Consider the following 22,685-nt stretch of genomic DNA (forward strand, 5'->3'; position numbering starts at 1 on the left):
TGGGATGATCGCGCCATGACGCAGACGCGAACCCACGGGTATCTCTTCGACCCCCGCCAGACCGAGGCCGGCCGGCCTTACGACGCGACCGCCGCCCTCTTCGACGCGAGCACCTTCCGGCACTTCGAGCGCATCGGCGTCGGCCCCGGCTGGCGCTGCTGGGAGGTCGGCGCGGGCGGCACGTCCGTACTCGCCTGGCTGGCCAAACGGGTCGGGCCCACCGGGCGGGTCGTCGGCACCGACCTCGACATCGCGCGCGCGAGCGCCGCCGCCCGGCCGCCCGTCGAGGTCCGCTGCCACGACGTGTCCGCGCAGGAACCTCCGGGCGAGGGCTTCGACCTGGTGCACGCCCGGCTCGTCCTCTCCCACGTCACCGACCGCGACCGCGCCCTGCGGTCGATGGTCCGCGCCCTGCGCCCCGGCGGCCGACTGCTCGTCGAGGACGCGGACATCGCGCTCCAGCCGCTCGGCTGCCCCGAAGAGCAGGGCCCCGCCCAGCAGTTGGCCAACCACGTACGCCAAGGGCTGCGCGCCCTCCTCGCCGAACGCGGAGCCGACACCGCCTACGGGCGCAGGCTGCCCCGACTGCTCCGCGAGGCCGGCCTGGCCCAGGTCGAGGCCGAGGCGTACTTCCCGCTGACCTCCCCGGCCGCCGTCGCCCTGGAGACCGCCACGGTCCAGGAGGCCCGCGACCGCCTCGTCGACCGCGCCCTGGTCACCGGCGCCGACGTCGACCGCTACCTCGCCCAACTCGTCAGCGGCACCCTCGACTTGGCCACGGCGCCCTTGATCTCCGCCTGGGGGCGTAAGGCCGCCTGACTCCCAGAACACTCCCGCCCGGCATGCACTCACCCAGGCCGTCCTCCCACCCGCAGTACCGCGCGTGCCCCCGCCCGGCAGCCCTCCGCCGCCGCGTCCGCCGCCGAGGCGCCCGCGAGGCGGGTGGCCAGGAAGGCGCCGGTGAAAGCGTCCCCGGCGCCCGTGGTGTCCCGCGCCGCGACGCGTACGCCGGGCACGCGCACCGCGGCCGCCCCTGCCTCGGCTACGAGCGCACCCTCCGCGCCGGCTGTGACCGCCACCAGCGGAAACCGGCTGCCCAGCTTCGCCGCCGCCTCCGCCACCGCCGTGAGGTCGAGCGGGACGAATGGGTCTGACGGGTCGGACCGGCCGGACGGGTCGGACGGGTCGGACCGGCTGGACGGGTCGGATGGGTCGGACGGGCTGGACAGGTTAGGCGGGTGGGGCTGTTGGGGCGGTCGGGGTGATCGGGGCTGTTGGGGTGGGGCGGGCGTCGGCAAGCCCGCGAGCAGCATCGCCTCGTCCCAGTTCGGCAGCAGTACGTCCGCTCCCTCCACCGCGTCCAGGAACCGGTCCACTCCCGACTCGGCCAGGAACCCCGCCGACGCCGGATCGACGCTCACCGTTATCCCCCGCGCGCGTGCCGCCGACAGCGCGAGCCGTGCGGTGGCCCGGCTGCCGTCCGCGAAGAACAGGTAGCCCGACAGGTGCAGATGGGCGACCCCGTCGAGGAATGCCGGCGACCAGTCCGCAGGCCGGAGCCGCAGCACCGCCCCGCTGTCCGTCAGGAACGTCCGCTCCGCCGCCCCGTCCACCAGGCAGATCACCGTGCCTGTCGCCGCCTCCTCGTCGACGACCAGGCGCGGCCGCACCCCGGCGGCCCGCAGTGACTGTTCGTGCCACGCCGCGGACTCGGCGCCCACCCGCCCGAGGAGCGTCACCTCCGCGCACCCCCAACGGGCCGCCCAGCACGCCACGTTGGCGCCCGCCCCGCCCGGCATGAGCCGGATCGCGGCCGCCGTGTCCGTGCCATGGGCGAGCGGCGCGCGATACCGCGCCACCACATCCGTCACCACGTCGCCGAGCACAAGCAGCCCACCGGCCCCCGACCCGGACCCCGCCGCATCCGCCGACCGCGCTCCCGGGCTCACCCCGACCACGCTCCCCGGCTGCTCACCGCGTCCGCCCTCCCCGGCTGCTCATCGCGTCCACGCCGCCGCGACCCGTGCGGCGAGCCGCACATTGCCCCGTACCGCCGCCAGATTCGCCCGCAGCGACGCCCCGTCCGTGTGCCGCACGAGGAAGTCGAGCAGGAACGGCGTCACCGCCTGCCCCGTGATGCCGCGCCCCGCACACTCCTGCAACGCCTCGGCCAGCACGCGCGCGTGCAGCTCGGGGTCCAGCTGTTCCGCCTCGGCCACGGGGTTCGCCACGATCAGCGCCGAGTCCGGCCCGCCGAGCGCGTCCTGGGCCCGCAGCACCGAAGCCACCTCCTCGGGAGAGTTCAGCGTCCAGTCCACCGGGTGTCCCGAGTCGGTGAGGTAGAAGCCGGGGAAGCGGTCCGTCCCGTACCCGGCGACCGTCACTCCCAGCGTCTCGAGCCGCTGCAACGTCGCCGGCACGTCCAGGATCGACTTCACGCCCGCACACACCACCGCGATCCGCGTACGGGACAACAGCGCCAGGTCCGCCGACTCGTCCTGGGTCGACGTCCACTCCCGATGCACCCCGCCGAGCCCTCCCGTGGCGAATACCCGCACCCCCGCGCGTGCCGCGAGGAACGCTGTCCCCGACACCGTCGTCGCGCCGCTCGCCCCGGTCGCGAGTGCGGGCGCCAGATCCCGGTGCCCCAGCTTCCGGATGCCGTCGCCCGAGGCGATCCGCTCGACCTGCTCCTTGTCGAGGCCGACCCTGGCCCGACCGTCGAGCACCGCCACCGTGGCGGGCACGGCGCCCTCGCGGCGTACCGACTCCTCCAGTTCCAGGGCCACTTGGAGGTTCTGCGGGCGTGGCAGCCCGTGCGCGATGATCGTCGACTCCAGGGCCACGACCGGCCGCCCCGCCGCCAACGCCTCCCTGACCTCTTCCGACACGATCAGCACCTGTGGCCTCCCATCGCCGATGTCCACCCCGGCCTTGACTCTCGCCTCATCCCTGGCGTCCGGGCCCCGAGCCCAAACCCGCACACGCACGTACCGGGCCGAAAGCGCGGCCTCCGGCGCAGGGGGGCGGGCGAGGTCGAGATACGCCGAGCCTCAGGCTCTCCGCGTCCCCGCCCACGGCATCAGCCGTCTCTCCGCCGCCCCGAGCAGCGCGTTGACGGCCAGGCCGAGCGCGCCCGCCCACAGCGTCCCCGCCAGCACGTCCGTCGTGCCGTCCGGTATCTGCGCGGCCTGTGCGATGGACGTGCCGAGCCCCTCGCCGAAGCCCGAGAGGATCTCCGACGCGACCGCCAGGATCAGCGCCACCGCCGCCGAGATCCGCACCCCCGCGGCGATGAACGGAGCCGTAGCCGGCAGCGACACCCGCCACAGCACCTGCAGCCGCCCGAACCCGAACGCCCGCAACGTGTCCTTGGCGACCGGGTCGACGTCACCCAGCCCGTACACCGTGTTGAAGAGCACCGGCCACACGCAGGCGTACGCGATGACCGTCACCTGCATCTCGCTGCCCGTGCCGAGCAGCAGCGCCACCAGCGGGATCAGCGCCACGGACGGGATCGGCCGCAGGAACTCGACCACGGCACGGGCCGCCGCGTCGGCCTTCGGAACGCTGCCGAACAGCACCCCCAGCGGCACCGCCAGGGCACACCCGAGCAGCAGCCCGTACGCCCAGACGGTGAGCGTCGCCGCCAGGCCGTCGAGGAAGAGCGGGTCGCCGGCCAGCTCCGTCGCGCGCGCCACGACCTCGGAGGACGGGGGCAGATAGGCGCGCTGCACGATCCCCGCGCGGCCCGCCACCTCCCCGGCGGCCAGCACGACCAGGACGCCGGCGAGGCCGAGCAGCGCCCGCCGCGGCCGGGACAGCGCCGTCACCGCGCTCATGACGACCCGGCCCGGAACAGCAGCTTCTCCGGGTCGAGTTGCTTCTTCAGCAGCCCGCCCTCCGTCATCATCGCGATCAACTTCCCGATGCGCTCGGGGTCGTTGGAGCGTGCGTAGCGGGGGAGTGCGATGGCGCGGGCCGTCTTCACGTCGAGCTTCGTGTACCCCGGCAGCACCTCCTCCACGTGTCCCGGTTCTGCGCCGCGTCCCGCTGGGCCCGTCGGACGGCACGCTGGAAGGCCGCAGCCGTCCTCGGGTTCTCTTCGGTGAACTGCTGCGTCGCCGCGTACCCGGACAGGGGCAGACCGGAGGCGGGGCCGCTCGCGCCGTCGACGACCACGCGCGCGTTGAGCCTGCGTCTGGCGTCGGTGAGGAACGGCTCGGTGATGTCGGCCGCCTCCACCTGGCCCTTCTCCAGCGCTGCGGCCATCTGTGGGAAGGGCACCTGCCGGTACTCCACCGGCTTCGCGCTCTTGCCCTCGGCCTTGAGAATCGCGTCGAGCCGCAGCGACTGGATGCTGTGCAGGACGTTCTCCGCGACCTTGCGGCCCTGAAGGTCCTTCGCCGTACGGATCGGTGAGTCGGGCATGACGACGACGTCCATGGAGTGCCGGGCGAGCGCCACCCCGTCCACCAGGATCCGCAGCTTCAGCGCGCCTCGCTCCTGGGCCTGCAGCATCGTCACGTAGTTGCCGCCCGCCACGACGTCCACCTGGCCGTTGGCGAGCGCCGGAACGGCCTGCACGCTCTGCTGCACGGGCCGCACCCGCACCCGCACCCGCAGCCCCTCGTCCTTGAAGTAGCCGCGCTCCTGGGCGATGTAGAGGGCGGCGCTGTCCACGAGCGGGGTCGCCGCGACGGTGACCGTGGACTTCTCCGGACCATCGCCCCCTGCGGCGCCGCTCCCGGAGCCCGAGCCTCCGCAGCCGGTCGCCAGGAGCAGCAGCGCGACCGGGGCCGCCGCAAGGCGGCGCAGCGCGCCCCGCAGCCGACGGCGCCGCCCGTCGCGGCCCGCGCGGGTCCCCGAGGAGCTCTCCGACGCCCCTGCTGCATGTGCTGTCGAGTGACGTGCCGTCGTGTGCTTCGTCTGCTGTGACACCGTCAACTCCCCCGTATCAGACGTAACTTGGATAGTGCATGCCGCGTTCGCGGTTCAAGACCGCGTTCTGCGGCGGCCGCGCCGGTGAACAGCCGAAAGGCCGTGCCCGCGCGGGCTGTTGACGCTCGCTCTAAAGTGACCGTCCATGACGACGACCGACGCCGCCCCCGCCTCGTTCAGCACGCACATCCCCGACGCCGACCTGGAGCCGGAGCCCCTCGACCCGGCCCAGATCGTCTCCGGCGATCCCGTCGTGACCGGCAAGGTGCTCTGGGAGTCCCCCGACGGCCGGCAGGCGCGCGGCATCTGGCAGATCACCCCCGGAGTCGTGACCGACACCGAGGCCGACGAACTCTTCGTGGTCGTCAGCGGCCGCGCCACCGTAGAGGTGGAGGGCGGTGACGTACTGGAGGTCGGTCCCGGCGACATGGCCGTCCTGCGCGCGGGCGACCGCACGACATGGACGGTGCACGAGACCCTCCGCAAGGCGTACCACGTCAACCTCTGAGGCCGCGGGGCACACCGGACGGCACGAACGCGCGCGGCCGGAAGGGGCGGGCGTGCTCAGAACAGCGGTTCCGGCAGCACTCCTTCGAGGGCGAGCAGCTGACGCTTGGTCTCCAGACCGCCGCCGAAGCCGCCTATCCCGCCGTCGCTCTCCACCACCCGGTGACACGGCACCACGACCGGCAGCGGATTGGCGCCCATCGCCGCACCCACCGCCTGGGCCGCGCCGGGCTGGCCGACACGAGCCGCCAGCTCGCCGTACCCCACGACCGTGCCGAACGGCACGCCTCTCGCCAGCTCGCGCAGCACCTCGCGGTTGAAGCCGGAGATCAGCGTCCAGTCCAGGTCGAGCGTGAACGTGTGCAGCTCGCCCGCGAAATAGGCCGTGAGCTGGCGTATCGGCTCCGCGAGACGAGGGGAGCCGGGAGCCTCGACCGGCGTGCCGCCGAAGCGGGAGGCGAGCCGCTCGACAGCCGCCTTCCGGGTCTGCGCGTCGGCGTGGAAGACGACGTTGACGAGCCCATGGCCGGTCGCGGCCAGGAGCAGCGGGCCGATGTCGCTCGCGACGACGGCCCACTCGACGTCCTGGCCGGAGGTCTGCGGATCACGGTTCGTGTTCACGCTGACAACCGTACGGCCGGGCACTGACAACGGGCCCGCATCGCGCCCCCACCAGGGAGAAGAAGGCCGAGGGCCGGGGCCCGGGAACGACGAGAGCGGCGCGCGGCCCCCCGACCGCGCGCCGCGCTCCGACCCGGCGAGCGAGCGCGGCCCGAGGCCGCACCCGCTGCGGATCGTGTCCGCTGCCGAACCGAAGGCCGGCTCAGTCGTCGGCGATCGCCGAGCGCACCACATCCGGCTTGTTGCTGATGATCCCGTCCACGCCGTACCCGTCCGCCCGCTGCGCGTCGGCCGCCTCGTCGACGGTCCACGTGAAGATCTCCAGCGGTTTGTCGTGCGGGCCGCGCATCGCGTGGATCGATGCCACGTACGCGTACGAGATCGTGGTGTGCCGCGAGTTGATCTGGTCCACGAACTTCGCGTACTCCGGCAGCTCGGCTACCGAAGGCGTGCCGAGGAAACCTTTCTTGATGTCCGGCCGCAGGGCGTGCACCTTGCGCATGCTGTCCGCGCTGAAGCTCTGCCACACCAGCTTGCTGCCGACGTGCTCCCGGTCGAGCCAGCCGGTCTTCTTGAGCACGTCCAGGGTGTCCTGCTCGATGCCGGGGTACAGCTCCGGCTTCTTGACCTCGAGGACGAGCTTCTGGTGGTTCTGCTCGACCCGGTTCATGTACTGCTCGAGCGTCGGCACGCGCGCGCCCGCGTACTTGGCGTCGAACCAGCTGCCCGCGTCCAGCTTGGCGATCTCGGCGGCGGTGAAGTCCGCGACCTTCCAGGGGGAGCGGTCGGGGAACACCTCCTCGACGTTCGTCGTCCGCTTCAGGTTGTCGTCGTGCATGATGACGAGCTCGCCGTCCTTGGTGCGCTGGACGTCGTTCTCGACCCAACGGAAGCCCATGTCACTGGCCTTGTCGATGGCGGCGAGCGTGTTCTCCGGGGCGTAGGCGGACGCGCCGCGGTGCGCGACGACGACGGGGCTGTCGGTCGCGGTGGACGCCTGGACGGTGTTCGTGCTCTGCGGGGTGGCCGCCTGAGCCGTGGCCGTGGGGAGCAAGAGCGCGCCGACTCCCAGTAGCGCTGCGGCAGTTGCGGCTGCGGGACGTGCGTACACGTGAACTCCTCGGGTCGATGGATCGCGGACCGGACGAGAGTGGCAGTCGGGGACCAACAAGAGGCTGGTACCGGATGGACATAGGTTGAACGGAGTTGCCCCGAGACAGGCCGAACACGCCCATCCCGCCTGATTCTTTGCCGAAAAATCGCTCGTACGTTTGTCGGTGCGCTCTAATCTCTGCTCAATCACTCGCACTGAGAGGGTGGTTGCACGGGGGCTCGCAGGTGATACCAGGTCAATTCAGGTGGAAGGGCTACCGCGCATGCAGGGCACGATCGACGGATTCAGTTACGGGCTGGTCACGCCCGTGGTCGCGTACCTCATGGCATGCCTGGGCGGCGCGCTCGGGCTGCGCTGCACCACCAGAGCGCTGCTCGTGGAGAACTCCTGGCGCCGCGGCTGGCTCGCCCTCGGCTCGGCCGCCATCGGTTCGGGCATCTGGACCATGCACTTCGTCGCCATGATGGGCTTCGCCGTCGAAGGGGTGCCCGTCCGGTACGACGCTCCGATCACCTTCGCCAGCCTCGGCGTCGCCGTCGTGATGGTCGGCATCGGGATCTTCATCGTCGGCCACCGCGGAGCGACCGTCATGGCCCTCTTCACAGGCGGCACCATCACGGGACTCGGCGTCGCCTCCATGCACTACCTGGGCATGGCCGGCATGCGCCTGCAGGGAACGCTCCGGTACGACACGTTCACCGTGTCCCTCTCCGTCCTCATCGCCGTCGTCGCCGCCACCGCCGCGCTCTGGGCCGCCGTACAGGTGCGGGGTTTCCTGTGGAGCCTCGGCGCCAGCCTCGTCATGGGGCTCGCGGTCACCGGCATGCACTACACGGGCATGGCCGCCCTCGACGTCCACCTGCACGGCGCCGGCGGCGGACCGGCCGGCGACCCGGCCGCCGAACTGCTCGCGCCCATGCTGATCGGCCCGCTCGCCTTCCTCGTCCTCGCCGGCGTCGTCGTCATGTGCGACCCGCAGATGGCGGTCGGCGCCGACCGGCAGCGCGCGGAGCAGAGCGTGCGCCCCGGTCTCGCCCTCGTGCCCCGACCCGGCATCCCGGCCCACGGCCCCGGCTCCGACGCCGCCCGCGGCCGCCCGCCGCACCGCCGCCGCACCTTCGTCTCCGCCCCGCCGCGAGGCCCCCGCTCACGCCTCGACCGATGATCGCCCTGGCACTCCCACCACGCCTCTGACCAGGGAGGAAGGCGCCGCCCGGCAGATTCCGAGGCCGGTTGTCAGTGGGGAGTCGTACGGTGGGTCTCATGCGGCCCGTATCCAAGATCGAACGCACGGTGGCGCCCTTCGAGGTCGTCAGCCCGTACCAGCCCAGCGGTGACCAGCCCACCGCCATCGCCGAACTCGACCGACGCATCCGCGCAGGCGAGAAGGACGTCGTCCTGCTCGGCGCGACCGGCACCGGCAAGTCCGCCACCACCGCGTGGATGATCGAGAAGCTGCAGCGCCCCACGCTCGTCATGGCGCCGAACAAGACCCTCGCGGCCCAGCTGGCCAACGAGTTCCGAGAACTCCTGCCGAACAACGCGGTCGAGTACTTCGTCTCGTACTACGACTACTACCAGCCCGAGGCGTACGTCCCGCAGTCGGACACCTACATCGAGAAGGACTCCTCGATCAACGAGGAGGTGGAGCGCCTGCGCCACTCCGCGACGAACTCCCTGCTGACCCGGCGCGACGTCGTGGTGGTCGCCTCCGTCTCCTGCATCTACGGCCTGGGCACGCCGCAGGAGTACGTCGACCGCATGGTCCCGCTCAAGGTCGGCGACGAGATCGACCGCGACCAACTCCTGCGCCGCTTCGTCGACATCCAGTACACGCGCAACGACCTCGCGTTCTCGCGCGGCACCTTCCGCGTCCGCGGCGACACGATCGAGATCTTCCCGGTCTACGAGGAACTCGCCGTGCGCATCGAGATGTTCGGTGACGAGATCGAGGCCCTCTCCACCCTGCACCCGCTCACCGGCGAGGTCATCAGCGACGATCAGCAGCTGTACGTCTTCCCCGCCTCGCACTACGTCGCCGGTCCCGAGCGCATGGAGAAGGCGATCAACGGCATCGAGAAGGAGCTCGACGAGCGCCTCGCCGAGCTGGAGAAGCAGGGCAAGATGCTGGAGGCCCAGCGCCTGCGCATGCGCACCACGTACGACCTGGAGATGCTCCGCCAGATCGGCTCCTGCTCCGGCGTCGAGAACTACTCGATGCACTTCGACGACCGCGACCCGGGCACGCCGCCGCACACTCTCCTCGACTACTTCCCGGACGACTTCCTGCTCGTCCTGGACGAGTCCCACGTGACCGTGCCGCAGATCGGTGCCATGTACGAGGGCGACGCCTCCCGCAAGCGCACCCTCGTCGACCACGGCTTCCGGCTCCCCTCCGCGCTCGACAACCGCCCCCTCAAGTGGGAGGAGTTCCAGGAGCGCATCGGCCAGACCGTGTACCTCTCGGCGACGCCGGGGGCGTACGAACTCTCGCGCGGGGACGGGCACGTCGAGCAGATCATCCGCCCCACCGGCCTGGTCGACCCGGAGGTCGTCGTCAAGCCGACGGAGGGCCAGATCGACGACCTGGTGCACGAGATCCGCACCCGCGCGGAGAAGGACGAGCGGGTCCTCGTCACCACGCTCACCAAGAAGATGGCCGAGGACCTCACGGACTACTTCCTCGAACTGGGCATCCAGGTCCGCTATCTGCACAGCGACGTCGACACCCTGCGCCGCATCGAGCTGCTGCGCGAGCTGCGCGCCGGCGAGTTCGACGTCCTGGTCGGCATCAACCTCCTCCGTGAGGGCCTCGACCTGCCCGAGGTCTCCCTGGTGGCGATCCTCGACGCCGACAAGGAGGGCTTCCTGCGCTCCGGGACCTCCCTGATCCAGACCATCGGCCGCGCGGCGCGCAACGTCTCCGGCCAGGTCCACATGTACGCCGACAAGATCACCCCGGCGATGGAGCGGGCCATCGACGAGACCAACCGGCGCCGCGAGAAGCAGATCGAGTACAACAAGGCGAACGGCATCGACCCGCAGCCCCTCCGTAAGAAGATCAACGACATCGTCTCGGCCATCGCGCGCGAGGAGGTCGACACGGAGGAGCTCCTCGGCTCCGGGTACCGCAAGGCCAAGGACGGCAAGGGCGCCAAGGCCCCGGTGCCGTCGCTCGGTTCGGAGAAGAAGGGCGCCAAGGCGGGCGCCTCCGCCAAGTCCGGCAAGTCCGCGAAGTCCGCGAAGGGCAAGGCCGAGCAGGTGCCGACGGACCGGCCCGCGGCCCAACTCGCCGAGCAGATCGAGGAGATGACCGACCGGATGCGGGCCGCGGCTGCGGACCTGCAGTTCGAGGTCGCCGCCCGGCTGCGCGACGAGGTGTCGGAGATGAAGAAGGAACTGCGTCAGATGAAGGAGGCAGGCCTCGCCTGACAGGTGGCAACGGCAGCCCGGGGGGCGCCGTTGGACCGGCCGGAGACGACCGGCCGGCCGGGTTGGCTGGATGTGTTGCAAGACCGCCACAATGCGCGGTCCGGACTGCGGTGCTGTCAGTGGCACTGCGTAGGGTGCTGACCAACCGCACCTGGTGCGGTTGGTCGTCGGGGAAGGTTCGAGAGGGGACAGCGCGTGTCGGTCAACATGACGAAGGGGCAGGCGATCAGCCTGCAGAAGAGCGACGGGGGCACTCTGACCGCGGTGCGCATGGGGCTCGGCTGGCAGGCGGCGCAGCGCCGGGGCCTGTTCGGCTCCCGGACCAAGGAGGTCGACCTCGACGCGTCGGCCGTGCTGTTCGCCGACAAGCAGCCGGTGGACGTCGTCTTCTTCCGCCACCTCGTGAGCGACGACGGCTCGGTGCGGCACACCGGTGACAACCTCGTCGGCGGCGTCGGCCAGGGCGGCGACGACGAGGCGATCCTCGTCGACCTGCAGCGAGTCCCGGTCCACATCGACCAGATCGTGTTCACGGTCAACTCCTTCACCGGCCAGTCGTTCCAGGAGGTGCAGAACGCCTTCTGCCGCCTGGTCGACGAGACGAACGGCCAGGAGATGTCCCGCTACACGCTGGACGGCGGCGGCCAGTACACCGCCCAGATCATGGCGAAGGTGCACCGCACGGGCTCCGGCTGGTCCATGACGGCTCTCGGAACTCCGTCCAACGGCCGCACCTTCCAGGACCTGATGCCGTCGATCCTGCCGCACCTGTAAGCATCACGCCGCGTCCGTGAATCAACGGCAACTGCCGTTCTGGCAGCGGGAGCTGAGGCGTCCGTGCCTCGTTGAGGCTGGGCCGAAGCCGACTGCGCCGATGATGACTGCGTCGGCGGCAACTGCGTCGTAGGCAACTGAAGAGAAGCGCAACGAGGGGAACGAAGGCGATGACGGCCGAGCTGGTCAGGGGCCAGAACCATGTACTGCCCCAGACCCGACTGGAGATCCGGGTGTCGGCCGGCAAGCCGATCGTGGCGGGCGCGACGCTCAGCGACGAAGAGGGCAGAGTCCGCGGCGCCGACTGGGTGGCCCACCCCGCATCCCCAGGAATGCCAGGCCTCGAAGTCTCCAAGCAGGCCGCAGCCGACCACCGGCTCGCCGTCGACCTCGGCGCACTGCCGAGCGGCGCGGAGCGGGTCAACATCCTCCTGGCGCTGCCCGTCACGGATGGCGCTCAGGGGCCGGGCAGCGGGGGAGGGCCGGCGCGGTTCGGTGCGCTCGCGGCCCCCTTCGTCGCGGTGACCGGCCTGGACGGCGCCGAGATCGCCAGCTACACCATCACCGATCTCGACGCCGAGTCCGCGGTGGTGGCCCTGGAGCTGTACCGCAGGCAGGGCGCCTGGAAGGTGCGCGCGGTCGGACAGGGGTACGCGGGCGGGCTCGCGGCGATGCTCAGCGATCAGGGCCTGCCCGACGGCCCGGCGCTCGCCACCGAGATCCTGGACGCCGTGGCGAGCGGTATGGCCCGTTCCGTCGCGGCGCCCCCGCAGCGCACCGCCGAGGCCGACCGCGTGCGGCACTCGACGCCAACGGTCCAGCCGGCCCACGAGACTTACGGCGCGTCCGCCTCTCAGCACGCCAACTCGGGGCGCTCTGCGATGACTTCGCCGCCGGACGGCCAGGCCTCGCCCGAGGGGCAGGTGTCGGTCGACGGCCACGTCCCGCCCGACGGCCAGGTGACGCAGGCGCCGTCCACTGCCCCGTCCACCGCCCCGTCCGGTGACAGCGGCAGCCCGCAGCAGCCCGAGCCGCACGACTCGCGCAGCCGCGACGACCTGCATGGCCAAGGCCACCCTGGCCAGGGCCAAGACCGCCAAGGCCAAGACCACCTGGACCAGCCCGAGCAGCAGACCGCCGCCCCGGCGTCCACCGGCCCCGTGGACTACACCCACCCCAGTCGTCGTACGGCCGCACCGCCCACCCCCGCGCCTGCCGCACCGACCGCCCAGCCGGGGCAGCCCGCGCAGCCCGTCGCAGGCGATGCGACCGGCTGGTCCATGGAGGAGCGGCTCTACAACCAGGTGTGGGGCATGTTCGAGGACCTGGCCCGCACCGCCGCCGCGTACCGCAGCGCCGTCGAATTCGCCGACTCCCGGATGGAGCAGGAACTCGACCAGGTCCTCACCGACCCGCGCAGCCGGATCAGCGGGCAGGGCGACGCCGCGCGTGAGGCGGCCCGCGCCAAGCAGGCCAAGCTCGTCGAGCAGGCCAGGGAAGTCCTCGACCGGGACATCGCCCAGCTCACGGCGGAGGCGGACGTGGTCGAGCCCGCCCTGCCCCCGTCCTTCGCCGCCTGGGGCAACCCGATCTGGCAGGCGTACCGCGTCCCGATGGAGCCGCCCATGGCGCTGCGCCTGGGCGACCTGCATCTGCCCGAGTGCACCGACCTGCGGATCCCGATGCTGATCAGACTGCCGCTGGAGCGCGGACTCTGGATCGACAGCGGGCGCACGGCCTCGTCGGCGACCGCGTCCCTCGCCGACAGCGAGGAGCTGCGCCGCCTGGCCATGGACACCGCGGTCGCGCACGCGGCCCGGCTGCTCGCCGTGTACCCGCCCGGCGACTTCGCGGTGCATGTCATCGACCCCGCCGGCTCGGCGACCGGATCGCTCGCGCCGCTGCGGGAGTCGGGCGTGCTCGGCGAGCCGCCCGCCGCAGGGGCGGCAGGCGTGTCCGAGATCCTGGCCCAGCTGACGCGTCGTGTGGACCTGGTGCAGATGGCGGTCCGGGCACGCGCCACGGACTCGCTGCCGCCCGACATCGACCCGGCCGAGCAGCTGCTGATCGTCAACGACTTCCCGCACGGCTTCGACGACCGCGCGGTGACCCAGCTGCGGTACCTCGCCGACGAGGGCCCGGCCGTGGGCGTGCACCTGATGATGGTCGCCGACCGCGAGGACGCCGCGGAGTACGGTCCGATCCTCGACCCGCTCTGGCGCTCGCTGCTGCGGCTCACACCGGTGCCCGACGACCACCTCGCGGACCCGTGGGTCGGCCACGCGTGGACGTACGAGCCTTCGCTCACCCCGCCCGGCAGCGAGGTGCTCAGCGACGTCCTGGCCCGGGTCGCGGACGCGCGCAGAGCCTGGGGCCGCTGAGGCATGACCGGGGTTTTGCCAACGCCCCCTGCTGGCAAAACCCATCTGACCTGGGCTTTTGGTTTGTGCTTTACCTCACTCTTTACCTTTCCTTGGTAATTCGCGTACTCTTCATCTCGCGGAGGGGAGTACTCCCTGAATGCGGCGTTCCCGTCAATACGGACCTGGGCCAGGTCCCGGGGCGTCGGCCCGTCGGGCGTTCGTGAGAGCGGCGCCCAGGGTGGAAGAGACCTCCGGCAGCGACGACGCTGGTGTTTGTGCCGTTACGTACTGCCGGAGGCGCAGTGGATGTTTCCCTGACCCTATGGGTCCTCACGATCGTGGGCCTGTGTGTCCTGATCGGTGCCGACTTCTTCATCGGGCGCAAGCCCCATGACGTATCCATCAAGGAAGCCGGAATCTGGACGGTCGTCTGGATCGTCCTCGCCGGACTCTTCGGCCTCGGCCTCCTGATCTGGGGCGGCGGCCAGCCCGCCGGCGAGTTCTTCGCCGGCTTCATCACCGAGAAGTCGTTGAGCGTCGACAACCTCTTCGTCTTCGTACTGATCATGGGCAAGTTCGCGGTGCCCTCGCAGTACCAGCAGCGAGTCCTGCTCGTCGGAGTCCTGATCGCCCTCGTGCTCCGCGCGATCTTCATCGCCGCCGGCGCCACGATCATCGCGAGCTTCTCCTGGGTGTTCTACATCTTCGGCGCGTTCCTGATCTACACCGCCTGGAAGCTGATCCAGGAGGCCAGGGCTGAGGAGGAGGACGAGGACTGGGAGGAGAACAAGCTGCTCAAGGCGGCGGAGAAGCGCTTCGGCGTGGCCGACCGCTACCACGGCACGAAGCTGTGGATCGAGCAGAACGGCAAGAAGGTCATGACGCCGATGCTCGTCGTCATGCTGGCGATCGGCAGCACCGACGTCCTCTTCGCCTTGGACTCCATCCCTGCGATCTTCGGCCTGACCCAGGACCCGTACATCGTCTTCACCGCCAACGCCTTCGCCCTGATGGGTCTGCGGCAGCTGTACTTCCTCATCGGCGGACTGCTGAAGAAGCTCGTCCACCTGAGCTACGGCCTGTCGGTCATCCTCGGATTCATCGGCGTGAAGCTGGTCCTGCACGCACTGCACGAAAGTGGCGTGCACGTGCCGGAGATCTCCATTCCGGTCTCTCTCGGCGTCATCTGCGCCGTGCTGGTCATCACCACGATCACCAGCCTGATCGCCTCGAAGAAGCAGGAGGCGCGAGAGGCGCAGGATGCGGAGCAGCCCGAGCAGCCCGAGCAGCCCGAGCAGCCCGAGCAGCGGGAGCAGGCGTTGGGGGCTGAGAAGGCCGCCGACAGCGCAGGCCTGCCGAGCGACGCTCTGACGAAGAGCGGTTCGGCGCAGCCCGAGCGCTCGAAGGACGACATAGAGGCCTGACCGGACCGAACCGGCCGACCGAACCTCCGAGTTCGAAGGCCGGCACGGCCCTCATGACGACAGCCCGTCTCCGCCCCGCAGGGGGTGTAGACGGGCTGTCGCCGATCTGTCGACGCGGCGCGAGAGCCTCGACCCATGACCTCGTACGAGACAACGCTCCCGGTTCGTTTCCTCCAAGTCGTCCGCGCCCGACGCCTCACCTCGCGCATGGTCCGCGTCACCTTCGGCGGTGCCGACCTCGCGGACTTCCGCCTCGACGGCCCCGATCAGCAGGTCAAGCTGTACTTCCCGAAGCCCGGCCAGGACCGCCCGCGGCTTCCCGAACGAGGTGCCGGGGGCGGCGATCCGGTGCGCTGGTACGAGGAGTTCAACGCGATCCCCGAGGCCGAGCGCCCCTGGATGCGCAGCTACACGGTGCGCGGCCACGACCCGGCGGCCGCCACGATCGACATCGACTTCGTCCTGCACGGCGACACCGCCCCCGGCGCCGACCGGCACGGCGGAGGCGCGGCGGGGCCAGCCACCCGATGGGCGGCCGGCGCCCAACCCGGCGACGTCCTCGGCATGTTCGGCCCGTCCGCGTACTTCGCGAAGCCGCTCCCGCTCGGCACCGCCGACTGGACCCTCCTCGCCGGTGACGAGACGGCGCTCCCCGCACTCGGCACGATCGTCGAAGCCCTGCCGGAGGGCGCCAAGGCGGTCGCGTACATCGAGGTCCAGGACGCCTCCGACGAGCAGCACTTCACAACCTGCGGGGAGCTGGCCGTGCATTGGCTGCACAGGGGCGAGACACCCGCCGGGCACGAGGGTCTGCTGCTCGACGCGGTACGGACGGCCGATCTCCCCACCGGTTCCGCCTACGCCTGGCTGGCGGGTGAGGCCGGGGCTGTACGCGAGCTCCGTCGCCACCTGGTGGGGGAGCGGGGCATCGCCAAGAACGACATCGACTTCGCCGGGTACTGGCGACTGCGTCTCACCCAGGACGACGCCCCGACGGCGGCCGATCTGGCCGACGCGCAGGAGCTTCTCGCCCAGGCCCAGGCCCAGGCCCAGGCCCAGGCCCAGGCGCAGGCCTCGGGGTGACCTGGCGGAGGCGGAGGTGGAGGCGGAGGTGGGGGTGGAGGTGGATGCGCTGGTTCACCCCCGAATCAGACCAGCGCCGCGGCCTCCCGTACGGACAGCTCCGCGCCCTGTGCGTGCGCCTGCTCGTACACCGCAGGGCCCAAGTCCGTGCGCAGTTCGGCCTCGGCGCGCGCCCGCAGCTCGGCCGCGTCGGGGAACGGCCGGAAGCCGAAACTACCGCTCAGCCCGTAACCGTCGTACGCACCGAGCAGCCGCGCCCCCTCCTCGCCCGCGCCGAGCCGCGCCTTGGCCCAGGCGGCGATGAGGAACTGGTCCGCGACGACCCACGGTGCGACCAGATACGCCACGCTCTCCATCCGGCGCACCGCCCGCTCGACCTGCTTCGCAGCCTCCTCGAACCTTCCGTCCAGACAGTCCAGCCAGGCCCACTGCCCCGCGAGCGCGCCTTCGAACAGTGCCGACACCCCGCCGGGCAGGGACCGCTCCAACTCGAGCAGTTCCTCCCGGGCCGGCTCGGTCCGGCCGGAGGCGCCGTAGTGCTGGACGAGCAGCAGCCGCGCGGTGCTGACCGGTTCGACGCCGAACCGGTCGGCCTCCCGCGCCGCCTCGCGCAACAGCCCCTCGGCCTGCTCCCGCTCCGCCGCGTCGCGCGCCGTGCGCAGCCGGACATCGGCCAACCTGGCCTTGAACAGCGGCACTTGGTGGTGCGCGCCGAGCCGTACGGCCTCCGTCATCGCCCGTTCGAGGTCCACGGCCGCAGCCGCGTACCGTCCCTTGCGCGCGTGCTCCTCTCCCCGGGCGGCGAGCGACTCGGCGATGCCCCACGGGTTGTCCGCCCGCTCGAAGTGCGCGAGGGCCAGGTCAGCGTCCCTGGTCGACGGCCCCGGCGACTCGGGGCGGTCGTGCGTCAGCCGCGCCCGCATCAGGTACGTGAACCCGAGCTCCCAGGCGTGCTGCTCCCGCCAGCGCTCCCCGAGGGCCTCGGTGTCCCGCACGACGGCGTCCATCGTCTCCTCGACGCTCGCGAACTCGCCCGTCATCAGCCGCGCGAAGTACCACATCGCGCCCGGCTGTCGACTGACCTGCGGCATGCCGGAGTCGTACGCCGTCACGATCCGGCGCAGGTACGCCTGCGTGTCCGGCCGCGCGAGCGCCTCCGCGTCCCCGTCAGGGCTGGTGGCCTGCACCAGGAGCCGCACCCCGCGCCGCGCCTCCCACAGCTGCGCCTCGTCCCAGGGCGGCGGGCGCTCGGTGCACCGTTCCTCCAGCGGTACGGCGACCCGCACCGGATCCGCGAAGGGGTCGGGGCCGAGCTCGGCGACCGCCGAGGACCAGATACGGGCGTCCGCCTGGTTGCCCCGCACCTGCCAGAACCAGCTCATCGACAGTGCCAGGCACAGCCCGTCCTGCTCCGCGCCCAGCTCGACAGCGGTGCGCAACGCCGTGCGCACATTGTCGTGCTCGCGCTCGAACCGCCGTAGCCAGCCCACCTGTTGCGGCCCACGCAGCTCCGGTTCGCCGAGGCGCATCAACTCCCGGTACGCGGTGAGGTGACGCCGTAAGACGAGCTCCCGTTCCCCGGCCTCCTCGAGGCGCTCGGCGGCGTATTCGGCGACTGTTTCGAGTAGCCGGTACCGCATGCCGTCCGAGTCACCGGAGCGTCGGGTCGCCCTTGCGCCCCCGCCCCGGCCCCGGCCTGCGCCATCGTGGCCGTGGGCTTCAAGTCCGCTGCGCGCATATGCAGTTGTGGTCGTGTCTGTGCCTGTGTTCGCGTTCCAGGGGCAACCCTCCTCTCGTTCGACCCCTTCGACCCCTTCGGCCTGTTCGGCGCCCCCGATGCCGACGGCATTCCGAAGCCCCTCAGCTCCCTGCGGTGTCGCCACCACGAGGGACTTGTCGACCAGGGACGCGAGCGTCTCCAACGTGCCCGCGCCGCACACTTCCTCTGCATCTTCCACGGCGCAGCCGCCCGAGAAGACGGAGAGCCGCCGCAAGACCGTCCGCTCCGCCTCGTCGAGCAGGTCCCACGACCAGTCCACGACGGCGCGCAGCGTCTGCTGCCGGGGCAGCGCCGTCCGGCTGCCGCTGCCCCGGCCGAGCAGCCGGAACCGGTCGTCGAGCCGGTCCGCGAGTTGCCGTGGAGTGAGCAACCGCAGTCGTGCAGCGGCCAGTTCGACCGCCAGGGGCAGGCCGTCGAGCCGGAGGCAGATCTCCGCGCAGGCGTCCGGATCGACCTGGACGCGGAATCCCGGCCGCGCAGCCGCACCCCGAGCGGCGAGCAGGCGCAGCGCGACGTCCTGCGGCAGCGGCTCGACGGGCCGCACCGTCTCACCTGGCACCCCGAGCGGCTCCCGGCTGGTTGCCAGGACCGTCACCTCGGAGCACTCCGCGAGCAGCGCGTGCACCAACTCGGCGGCGGCCCCCACCAGATGTTCGCAGTTGTCGAGGACGAGCAGCAGCCGTCGACGCCGGCAGTGCTCCACCAGTTGCGCCAACGGGTCGCGGGGCGCGGGCTGTAGCTCCTCGGCCGACGCACCGGGGCCGCGCACCGTCGTCTCGCGGGCGCCAAGGGCGGTGAGCACCGCCTCCGGGACGGTCTTCGCATCACGTACGGGTGCCAGTTCGGCCACCCACACGCCGTCCGGCCACACCTCCTTCCCTGCTGTCTCGCGCCCTGCGCGGGCTGCTTCCGTGGCCAGTCGCGTCTTGCCGACACCGCCAGGGCCGAGCAGCGTGACAAGTCGCTGCTTCTGCAACTCCCCGGACAGCAGCCGGAGTTCCGACTCGCGACCGACGAACGAGGTGAGGGGCGCGCGCAGATTGCCCCGGGCGCGCGCCCCAGGCGCGGGGGAGCGCGAGGGGTGGCCGACAGGCGGATGCGCGGCCTCCGGGCTTCCGGAAGCCCGCCCCGAGCCGTCGCCCGCTCCCTCTGCCGGACTCAGCAACTCCGCATGCAGGACCCGCAGTTCGGCCCCCGGATCGGCCCCGAGCCGTTCGGCGAGGCCGAGACGTACCTCCTCATAGGCCGCGAGGGCCTGGGCCGTGCGGCCGGCGGCGTGCAGGGCGCGCAACCGCAGCGCCTGCAGCGGCTCGTCCAGCGGGTTCTCCGAGGCCAGCGCGGTGAGTTCCGCCAGCGCCGTGTCGGCGCGCCCCAGTGCGACCTGTGCTGCGAGCCGGTTCAGATGTGCGGACTCGCGCAGCCGATCCAGCCGTACGGCCAGCGGGTCCGTCGCATGTCCGGGGAGGTCGAGCAGAGCGGGCCCCCTCCACAGGGCGAGCGCCTCGTCGAACAGCGTCACCGCGCGGGCGGCGTCACCCTCGGCGGATGCGGCCGAACCCGCTGCTGCGAGCCGCTCGAATCGGTGCAGGTCGACATCGTCCCGGTCCACGGCCAGCCGGTAGCCCCCGGGCGCCGAGGCGACCGCCGCGCGCCCGAGCGTGCGCCGCAGCCTGCCGACCAGCGCCTGCAGAGCCTTCACCGCATCCGCCGGAGGCTCTTCGTCCGGACCCCACACCTGGGCGATCAACCGCCCCACCGGCACGGTGCGGCCGCAGTCGGCGGCCAGGGCGGTCAGCAGCGCGCGCAGTCGTGCACCGCCGAGCGAGGCCTCCTCGCCGTCGGGTCGCAGCACACGCGCGGTGCCGAGTACGCGGTAGTGGGGAGTCACCCGACCATTGTCCAAGGCGCGCGGACACGTCGCCCGCCGCTCCCGGAAGCCGTACGGCGGCCCGTGGCCGCAGGCATCGGCGGGCGCAGAATTAGCCCCCGCGCGTGTGCGGATTACCGCAGGAGCCCCGTCCACTCCGGGAGCGCCGCAAGCCCCCGTCGCAACGAGGCGGCAGCCGCGCGGAACCGCGCCGCCGACCGCGCACGCTCGAGGGCGTCACCACCGCGGTGCCCGAGCGACAGCCACAACGTGTACGCGGTGAACCCGAGCGTGGCCCGCAGCAGCCCGGCGAACGCCGACTCGTCGGCCGGGCCCTGCACCCCGCCCGCTGCCCGGTGCCCGTCGAGCACCGCGCGTACGACATCGGGGCGTGACGTCGTCGCGTCGTCCAGGCCGCCGGCGAACCGGAACGCGGTGTGCACGGCCTCCCACCACGGCACGGCAGGACCGGCATGGTCATGGTCCCAGTCGATGAGCGTGAACCCCGCGGGGCCGTGGAGGACGTTGGCGGGGCCCATGTCGCGGTGGCAGAGGAGCACAGCGGGACAGGTCGCCTCGGCGCGCTGCACCAGAGCCGTGGCGCGCTCCACGTACGGCAGCAACTCGCGCGCGGTGTCGGCCACTTCGAAGGAACCGGCCTCCGCGATCCACGCGCGCCAGTCGGTGATCGGATGCAGGGGCGTGGACTCGTCGTCGGACAGGTCACCGGGCAGGCCGAGCTGTTCGACGGCGGCCAAGGTGCGCCCCAGCCACGCGCCGAGGGTGACAAGCTCGACGCCCGAATCACCCTCTACAGGGCGCGCGTTCTCGACGAACCGCACCACGCGCGCGTGCATACCGTCGATCTCGGACCAGAAGCCGACGGCGGGCTCGGGCGGGGCGAGGGGGTGCGGTAGCGGAAGGCCCGCGCCGTGGGCGGCCTGCTCCAGGGCGTGTGCGCGCCACATGTGGCGCCGCCGCCAACCTTCAGGCGAGGCCTGGGTCTTGACCACCCACCGCCCCTCGGTGGTGCGCAGCTCCCACACCCTGTCGGAACTCCCGCCGCGCAGCACCCGCGCGGGGCCCGACACCGGCCCGAGGCCGAAGACCTCGGCCACCCGTTCCTGGTCCACGACCGGCCTTCCGACGGTGCGTACGAGGGCCCCCTTGGCGGACGAAGAGGCCCCGCCACGGCGTGCGCGGCGGGGCCGGTCGAGCTTCGTCCGGGCGGGTCAGCGGCTACCAGCCGCGCTCGCGCCACTCCGGGAGGTGCGGCCGCTCCGCGCCCAGGGTGGTGTCGTTGCCGTGGCCCGGGTAGACCCAGGTCTCGTCCGGGAGCTGCCCGAAGATCTTGGTCTCGACGTCGTCGAGCAGGCTCGCGAATGCCTTCGGGTCGCTGTGCGTGTTGCCCACACCGCCCGGGAAGAGGCAGTCGCCGGTGAACACATGCGGGTGACCGTGCGGGTCGTCGTAGATCAGGGCGATCGAGCCCGGAGTGTGCCCGACCAGGTGGCGGGCGGTCAGTTCCACCCGGCCCACCTTGATGGTGTCCCCGTCCTCGACCGCCACATCGGTCGTCACCGGAATGCCGTCCACGTCGAAACGGCCCGCATACGTGCGGGCGCCGGTGGCGGAGACGACCTCCTGCAGTGCGCCCCAGTGGTCGCCGTGCCGGTGGGTCGTGACCACCGACGCGATCCCGCTCGGGCCGATGAAGTCGAGCAGCGCGGCCGCCTCGGCCGCCGCGTCGATCAGGAGCTGCTCGCCGGTGGTCCGGCAGCGCAGCAGATATGCGTTGTTGTTCATGGGGCCGACGGCGATCTTGGAGATCATCAGGTCCGCGAGTTCGTGCACGTCCGCGGGTCCGCCGACCTTCACCGCTCCGCTGTACGTCATGGATTCACCCTACAGAGCAGGAAGTACGGGCAGCAGGCCGCCGTCACAGTCGAGACCCGCGCCCTCACGGCGGCCGGCGAGCCAGCCGAGGATGTCGGCGGCCGGGCCGATCACGGAGATCACGTCGTCGTCCGCGCGGCCGGTGGTCCACTGCCCGCCGTCGGTGGCGGTGATCGCGATCTGCGGCACATGCGTGTTGCCGGAGAAGCGGTCCGCGAGGAACGTGATCTCGCGCTGAGTGAAGTCGGTCGGCAGGTCCTCCAGTTCGTAGCCGATGTCCAGGTCCACGTGGTGCAGCTCCACCTCGATCAGACGTCGGAACGGCACCCGCGACGCGGTGTCGGTGATGCCGTTGCGCAGCTCCACGGTCCGCGACCAGTCGGCGTCGACCGACGCGGCCTCCAGGAACCGGTCCGCGCTCTCACGCAGGTCGGCGAGCTGCTCGGGCTGCGGGCGCGGGGCGTCCCGCTCGATGTCACCGTCGCGGTCGGCGGCGCTCGCGTACATGGGACGGCCCGCGAAGACGTTCACGAGGGCGTCCGCGTTGCGGGAGAGGTGGGCCAGGACGTGCCCGCGGGTCCAGCCCGGGAGCCGTGACGGCGCGGCGAGCGCCGCGTTGTCCAGTTTGCCGACCGCGGTCAGGAGCCGATCGGTCGCTTCTCGCAGAGTCGCCAGGTCACGCACATGATCACTCATGACTCCGACGATAGACCCCGCCACTCGTACGGGTGAAGGAACCAAACGATGGCCGTAAATCGAATGCCCGTGCTATAGCCTGGGTCGAGGCACTCTTGGACTGTAGGAATGCGAAGCGGTGCCGAGGAGTTTCAAGCAGTGCAGTCCTTCGCTGTGGCGGCCCCCAATAGTCTGTTGAGACGGGGGC

At 71.7% G+C, this 22,685-nt stretch carries 18 protein-coding genes and 1 pseudogene; 8 read left to right on the forward strand and 11 right to left on the reverse strand.

The features are described 5' to 3' along the window. Positions 1–15 precede the first annotated feature (15 nt). The gene (locus tag QIS96_RS13400; protein WP_282542755.1) at positions 16–819 is read left to right on the forward strand and encodes a methyltransferase domain-containing protein; all 804 of its coding nucleotides are present in this window, start codon (positions 16–18) and stop codon (positions 817–819) included. A 29-nt stretch (positions 820–848) separates the two neighbouring features. Here QIS96_RS13400 and QIS96_RS13405 read toward each other — a convergent pair whose 3' ends face one another. The 5 genes from QIS96_RS13405 to QIS96_RS13425 all read right to left on the reverse strand — a co-directional run bounded on the left by QIS96_RS13405 (position 849) and on the right by QIS96_RS13425 (position 4,941). Next, on the reverse strand, positions 849–1,949 hold the full coding sequence (locus QIS96_RS13405; protein WP_282542756.1) for a carbohydrate kinase family protein: 1,101 nt from the start codon (positions 1,947–1,949) through the stop codon (positions 849–851). A 48-nt stretch (positions 1,950–1,997) separates the two neighbouring features. Further along, positions 1,998–2,900 (reverse strand): pseudouridine-5'-phosphate glycosidase, encoded by a 903-nt coding sequence (locus QIS96_RS13410; protein ID WP_282542757.1) that lies wholly within the window; start codon positions 2,898–2,900, stop codon positions 1,998–2,000. A gap of 153 nt (positions 2,901–3,053) precedes the next feature. Continuing rightward, on the reverse strand, positions 3,054–3,842 hold the full coding sequence (locus QIS96_RS13415; protein WP_282542758.1) for an ABC transporter permease: 789 nt from the start codon (positions 3,840–3,842) through the stop codon (positions 3,054–3,056). Continuing rightward, positions 3,839–3,991, reverse strand: coding sequence for a hypothetical protein (locus QIS96_RS13420; RefSeq protein ID WP_282542759.1), 153 nt, complete (start codon positions 3,989–3,991; stop codon positions 3,839–3,841). The genes QIS96_RS13415 and QIS96_RS13420 overlap by 4 nt, the downstream gene beginning before the upstream one ends. Further along, positions 3,988–4,941 (reverse strand): ABC transporter substrate-binding protein, encoded by a 954-nt coding sequence (locus QIS96_RS13425; RefSeq protein ID WP_282542760.1) that lies wholly within the window; start codon positions 4,939–4,941, stop codon positions 3,988–3,990. The genes QIS96_RS13420 and QIS96_RS13425 overlap by 4 nt, the downstream gene beginning before the upstream one ends. Positions 4,942–5,086: 145 nt before the next feature. Between QIS96_RS13425 and QIS96_RS13430 the strand changes: the two genes are divergently transcribed. Beyond that, on the forward strand, positions 5,087–5,449 hold the full coding sequence (locus QIS96_RS13430) for a cupin domain-containing protein (protein ID WP_282542761.1): 363 nt from the start codon (positions 5,087–5,089) through the stop codon (positions 5,447–5,449). Between the two features lie 56 nt (positions 5,450–5,505). Here the strand turns inward: QIS96_RS13430 and QIS96_RS13435 are convergent, their stop codons facing one another. Both QIS96_RS13435 and QIS96_RS13440 read right to left on the reverse strand, forming a co-directional pair. Continuing rightward, positions 5,506–6,069, reverse strand: a complete 564-nt coding sequence (locus QIS96_RS13435) for a methylated-DNA--[protein]-cysteine S-methyltransferase (RefSeq protein WP_282542762.1) — start codon at positions 6,067–6,069, stop codon at positions 5,506–5,508. 202 nt (positions 6,070–6,271) lie between these two features. After that, positions 6,272–7,180, reverse strand: coding sequence for a glycerophosphodiester phosphodiesterase (locus QIS96_RS13440; protein WP_282542763.1), 909 nt, complete (start codon positions 7,178–7,180; stop codon positions 6,272–6,274). Positions 7,181–7,445: 265 nt separating this feature from the next. Here QIS96_RS13440 and QIS96_RS13445 point away from each other — a divergent pair, with 265 nt between their 5' ends. The 6 genes and pseudogenes from QIS96_RS13445 (at position 7,446) to QIS96_RS13470 (ending at position 16,259) form a co-directional block, all read left to right on the forward strand. After that, complete coding sequence (locus tag QIS96_RS13445; RefSeq protein ID WP_282542764.1) at positions 7,446–8,348, forward strand: MHYT domain-containing protein; 903 nt, start codon at positions 7,446–7,448, stop codon at positions 8,346–8,348. Between the two features lie 98 nt (positions 8,349–8,446). Continuing rightward, positions 8,447–10,615, forward strand: a complete 2,169-nt coding sequence (uvrB, locus tag QIS96_RS13450; protein WP_282542765.1) for an excinuclease ABC subunit UvrB — start codon at positions 8,447–8,449, stop codon at positions 10,613–10,615. Between the two features lie 195 nt (positions 10,616–10,810). After that, positions 10,811–11,389, forward strand: coding sequence for a TerD family protein (locus tag QIS96_RS13455; RefSeq protein WP_282542766.1), 579 nt, complete (start codon positions 10,811–10,813; stop codon positions 11,387–11,389). 170 nt (positions 11,390–11,559) lie between these two features. Next, entirely contained in the window at positions 11,560–13,770 is a 2,211-nt protein-coding gene (locus tag QIS96_RS13460; protein WP_282542767.1) for a TerD family protein, read from the forward strand. A 284-nt stretch (positions 13,771–14,054) separates the two neighbouring features. Next, positions 14,055–15,017, forward strand: a pseudogene (locus tag QIS96_RS13465) (TerC family protein); the annotation flags it as partial. A gap of 294 nt (positions 15,018–15,311) precedes the next feature. Further along, the gene (locus tag QIS96_RS13470; protein ID WP_282542768.1) at positions 15,312–16,259 is read left to right on the forward strand and encodes a siderophore-interacting protein; all 948 of its coding nucleotides are present in this window, start codon (positions 15,312–15,314) and stop codon (positions 16,257–16,259) included. Between the two features lie 65 nt (positions 16,260–16,324). Here the strand turns inward: QIS96_RS13470 and QIS96_RS13475 are convergent, their stop codons facing one another. The 4 genes from QIS96_RS13475 to QIS96_RS13490 all read right to left on the reverse strand — a co-directional run bounded on the left by QIS96_RS13475 (position 16,325) and on the right by QIS96_RS13490 (position 22,498). Next, a complete protein-coding gene (locus tag QIS96_RS13475) occupies positions 16,325–19,927 on the reverse strand; it encodes an AfsR/SARP family transcriptional regulator (RefSeq protein ID WP_282542769.1) in 3,603 nt (1,200 codons plus the stop codon). Between the two features lie 113 nt (positions 19,928–20,040). Next, positions 20,041–21,039 (reverse strand): aminoglycoside phosphotransferase family protein, encoded by a 999-nt coding sequence (locus tag QIS96_RS13480; RefSeq protein WP_282542770.1) that lies wholly within the window; start codon positions 21,037–21,039, stop codon positions 20,041–20,043. Between the two features lie 106 nt (positions 21,040–21,145). Continuing rightward, positions 21,146–21,802, reverse strand: a complete 657-nt coding sequence (locus QIS96_RS13485; protein WP_282542771.1) for an MBL fold metallo-hydrolase — start codon at positions 21,800–21,802, stop codon at positions 21,146–21,148. A 9-nt stretch (positions 21,803–21,811) separates the two neighbouring features. Then, positions 21,812–22,498, reverse strand: a complete 687-nt coding sequence (locus QIS96_RS13490) for a maleylpyruvate isomerase family mycothiol-dependent enzyme (protein ID WP_282542772.1) — start codon at positions 22,496–22,498, stop codon at positions 21,812–21,814. Positions 22,499–22,685 lie beyond the last annotated feature (187 nt).

The organism is Streptomyces cavernicola (assembly GCF_029968035.1).
Taxonomy (GTDB): domain Bacteria; phylum Actinomycetota; class Actinomycetes; order Streptomycetales; family Streptomycetaceae; genus Streptomyces; species Streptomyces cavernicola.

Bases quoted from the DNA above. Each gene is read 5' to 3' on its own strand.
- QIS96_RS13400 (WP_282542755.1), top strand. From the start codon at position 16: ATGACGCAGACGCGAACCCACGGGTATCTCTTCGACCCCCGCCAGACC.
- QIS96_RS13415 (WP_282542758.1), bottom strand. From the start codon at position 3,842: ATGAGCGCGGTGACGGCGCTGTCCCGGCCGCGGCGGGCGCTGCTCGGC.
- QIS96_RS13430 (WP_282542761.1), top strand. From the start codon at position 5,087: ATGACGACGACCGACGCCGCCCCCGCCTCGTTCAGCACGCACATCCCC.
- QIS96_RS13445 (WP_282542764.1), top strand. From the start codon at position 7,446: ATGCAGGGCACGATCGACGGATTCAGTTACGGGCTGGTCACGCCCGTG.
- uvrB (WP_282542765.1), top strand. From the start codon at position 8,447: ATGCGGCCCGTATCCAAGATCGAACGCACGGTGGCGCCCTTCGAGGTC.
- QIS96_RS13460 (WP_282542767.1), top strand. From the start codon at position 11,560: ATGACGGCCGAGCTGGTCAGGGGCCAGAACCATGTACTGCCCCAGACC.
- QIS96_RS13470 (WP_282542768.1), top strand. From the start codon at position 15,312: ATGACCTCGTACGAGACAACGCTCCCGGTTCGTTTCCTCCAAGTCGTC.
- QIS96_RS13485 (WP_282542771.1), bottom strand. From the start codon at position 21,802: ATGACGTACAGCGGAGCGGTGAAGGTCGGCGGACCCGCGGACGTGCAC.
- QIS96_RS13490 (WP_282542772.1), bottom strand. From the start codon at position 22,498: ATGAGTGATCATGTGCGTGACCTGGCGACTCTGCGAGAAGCGACCGAT.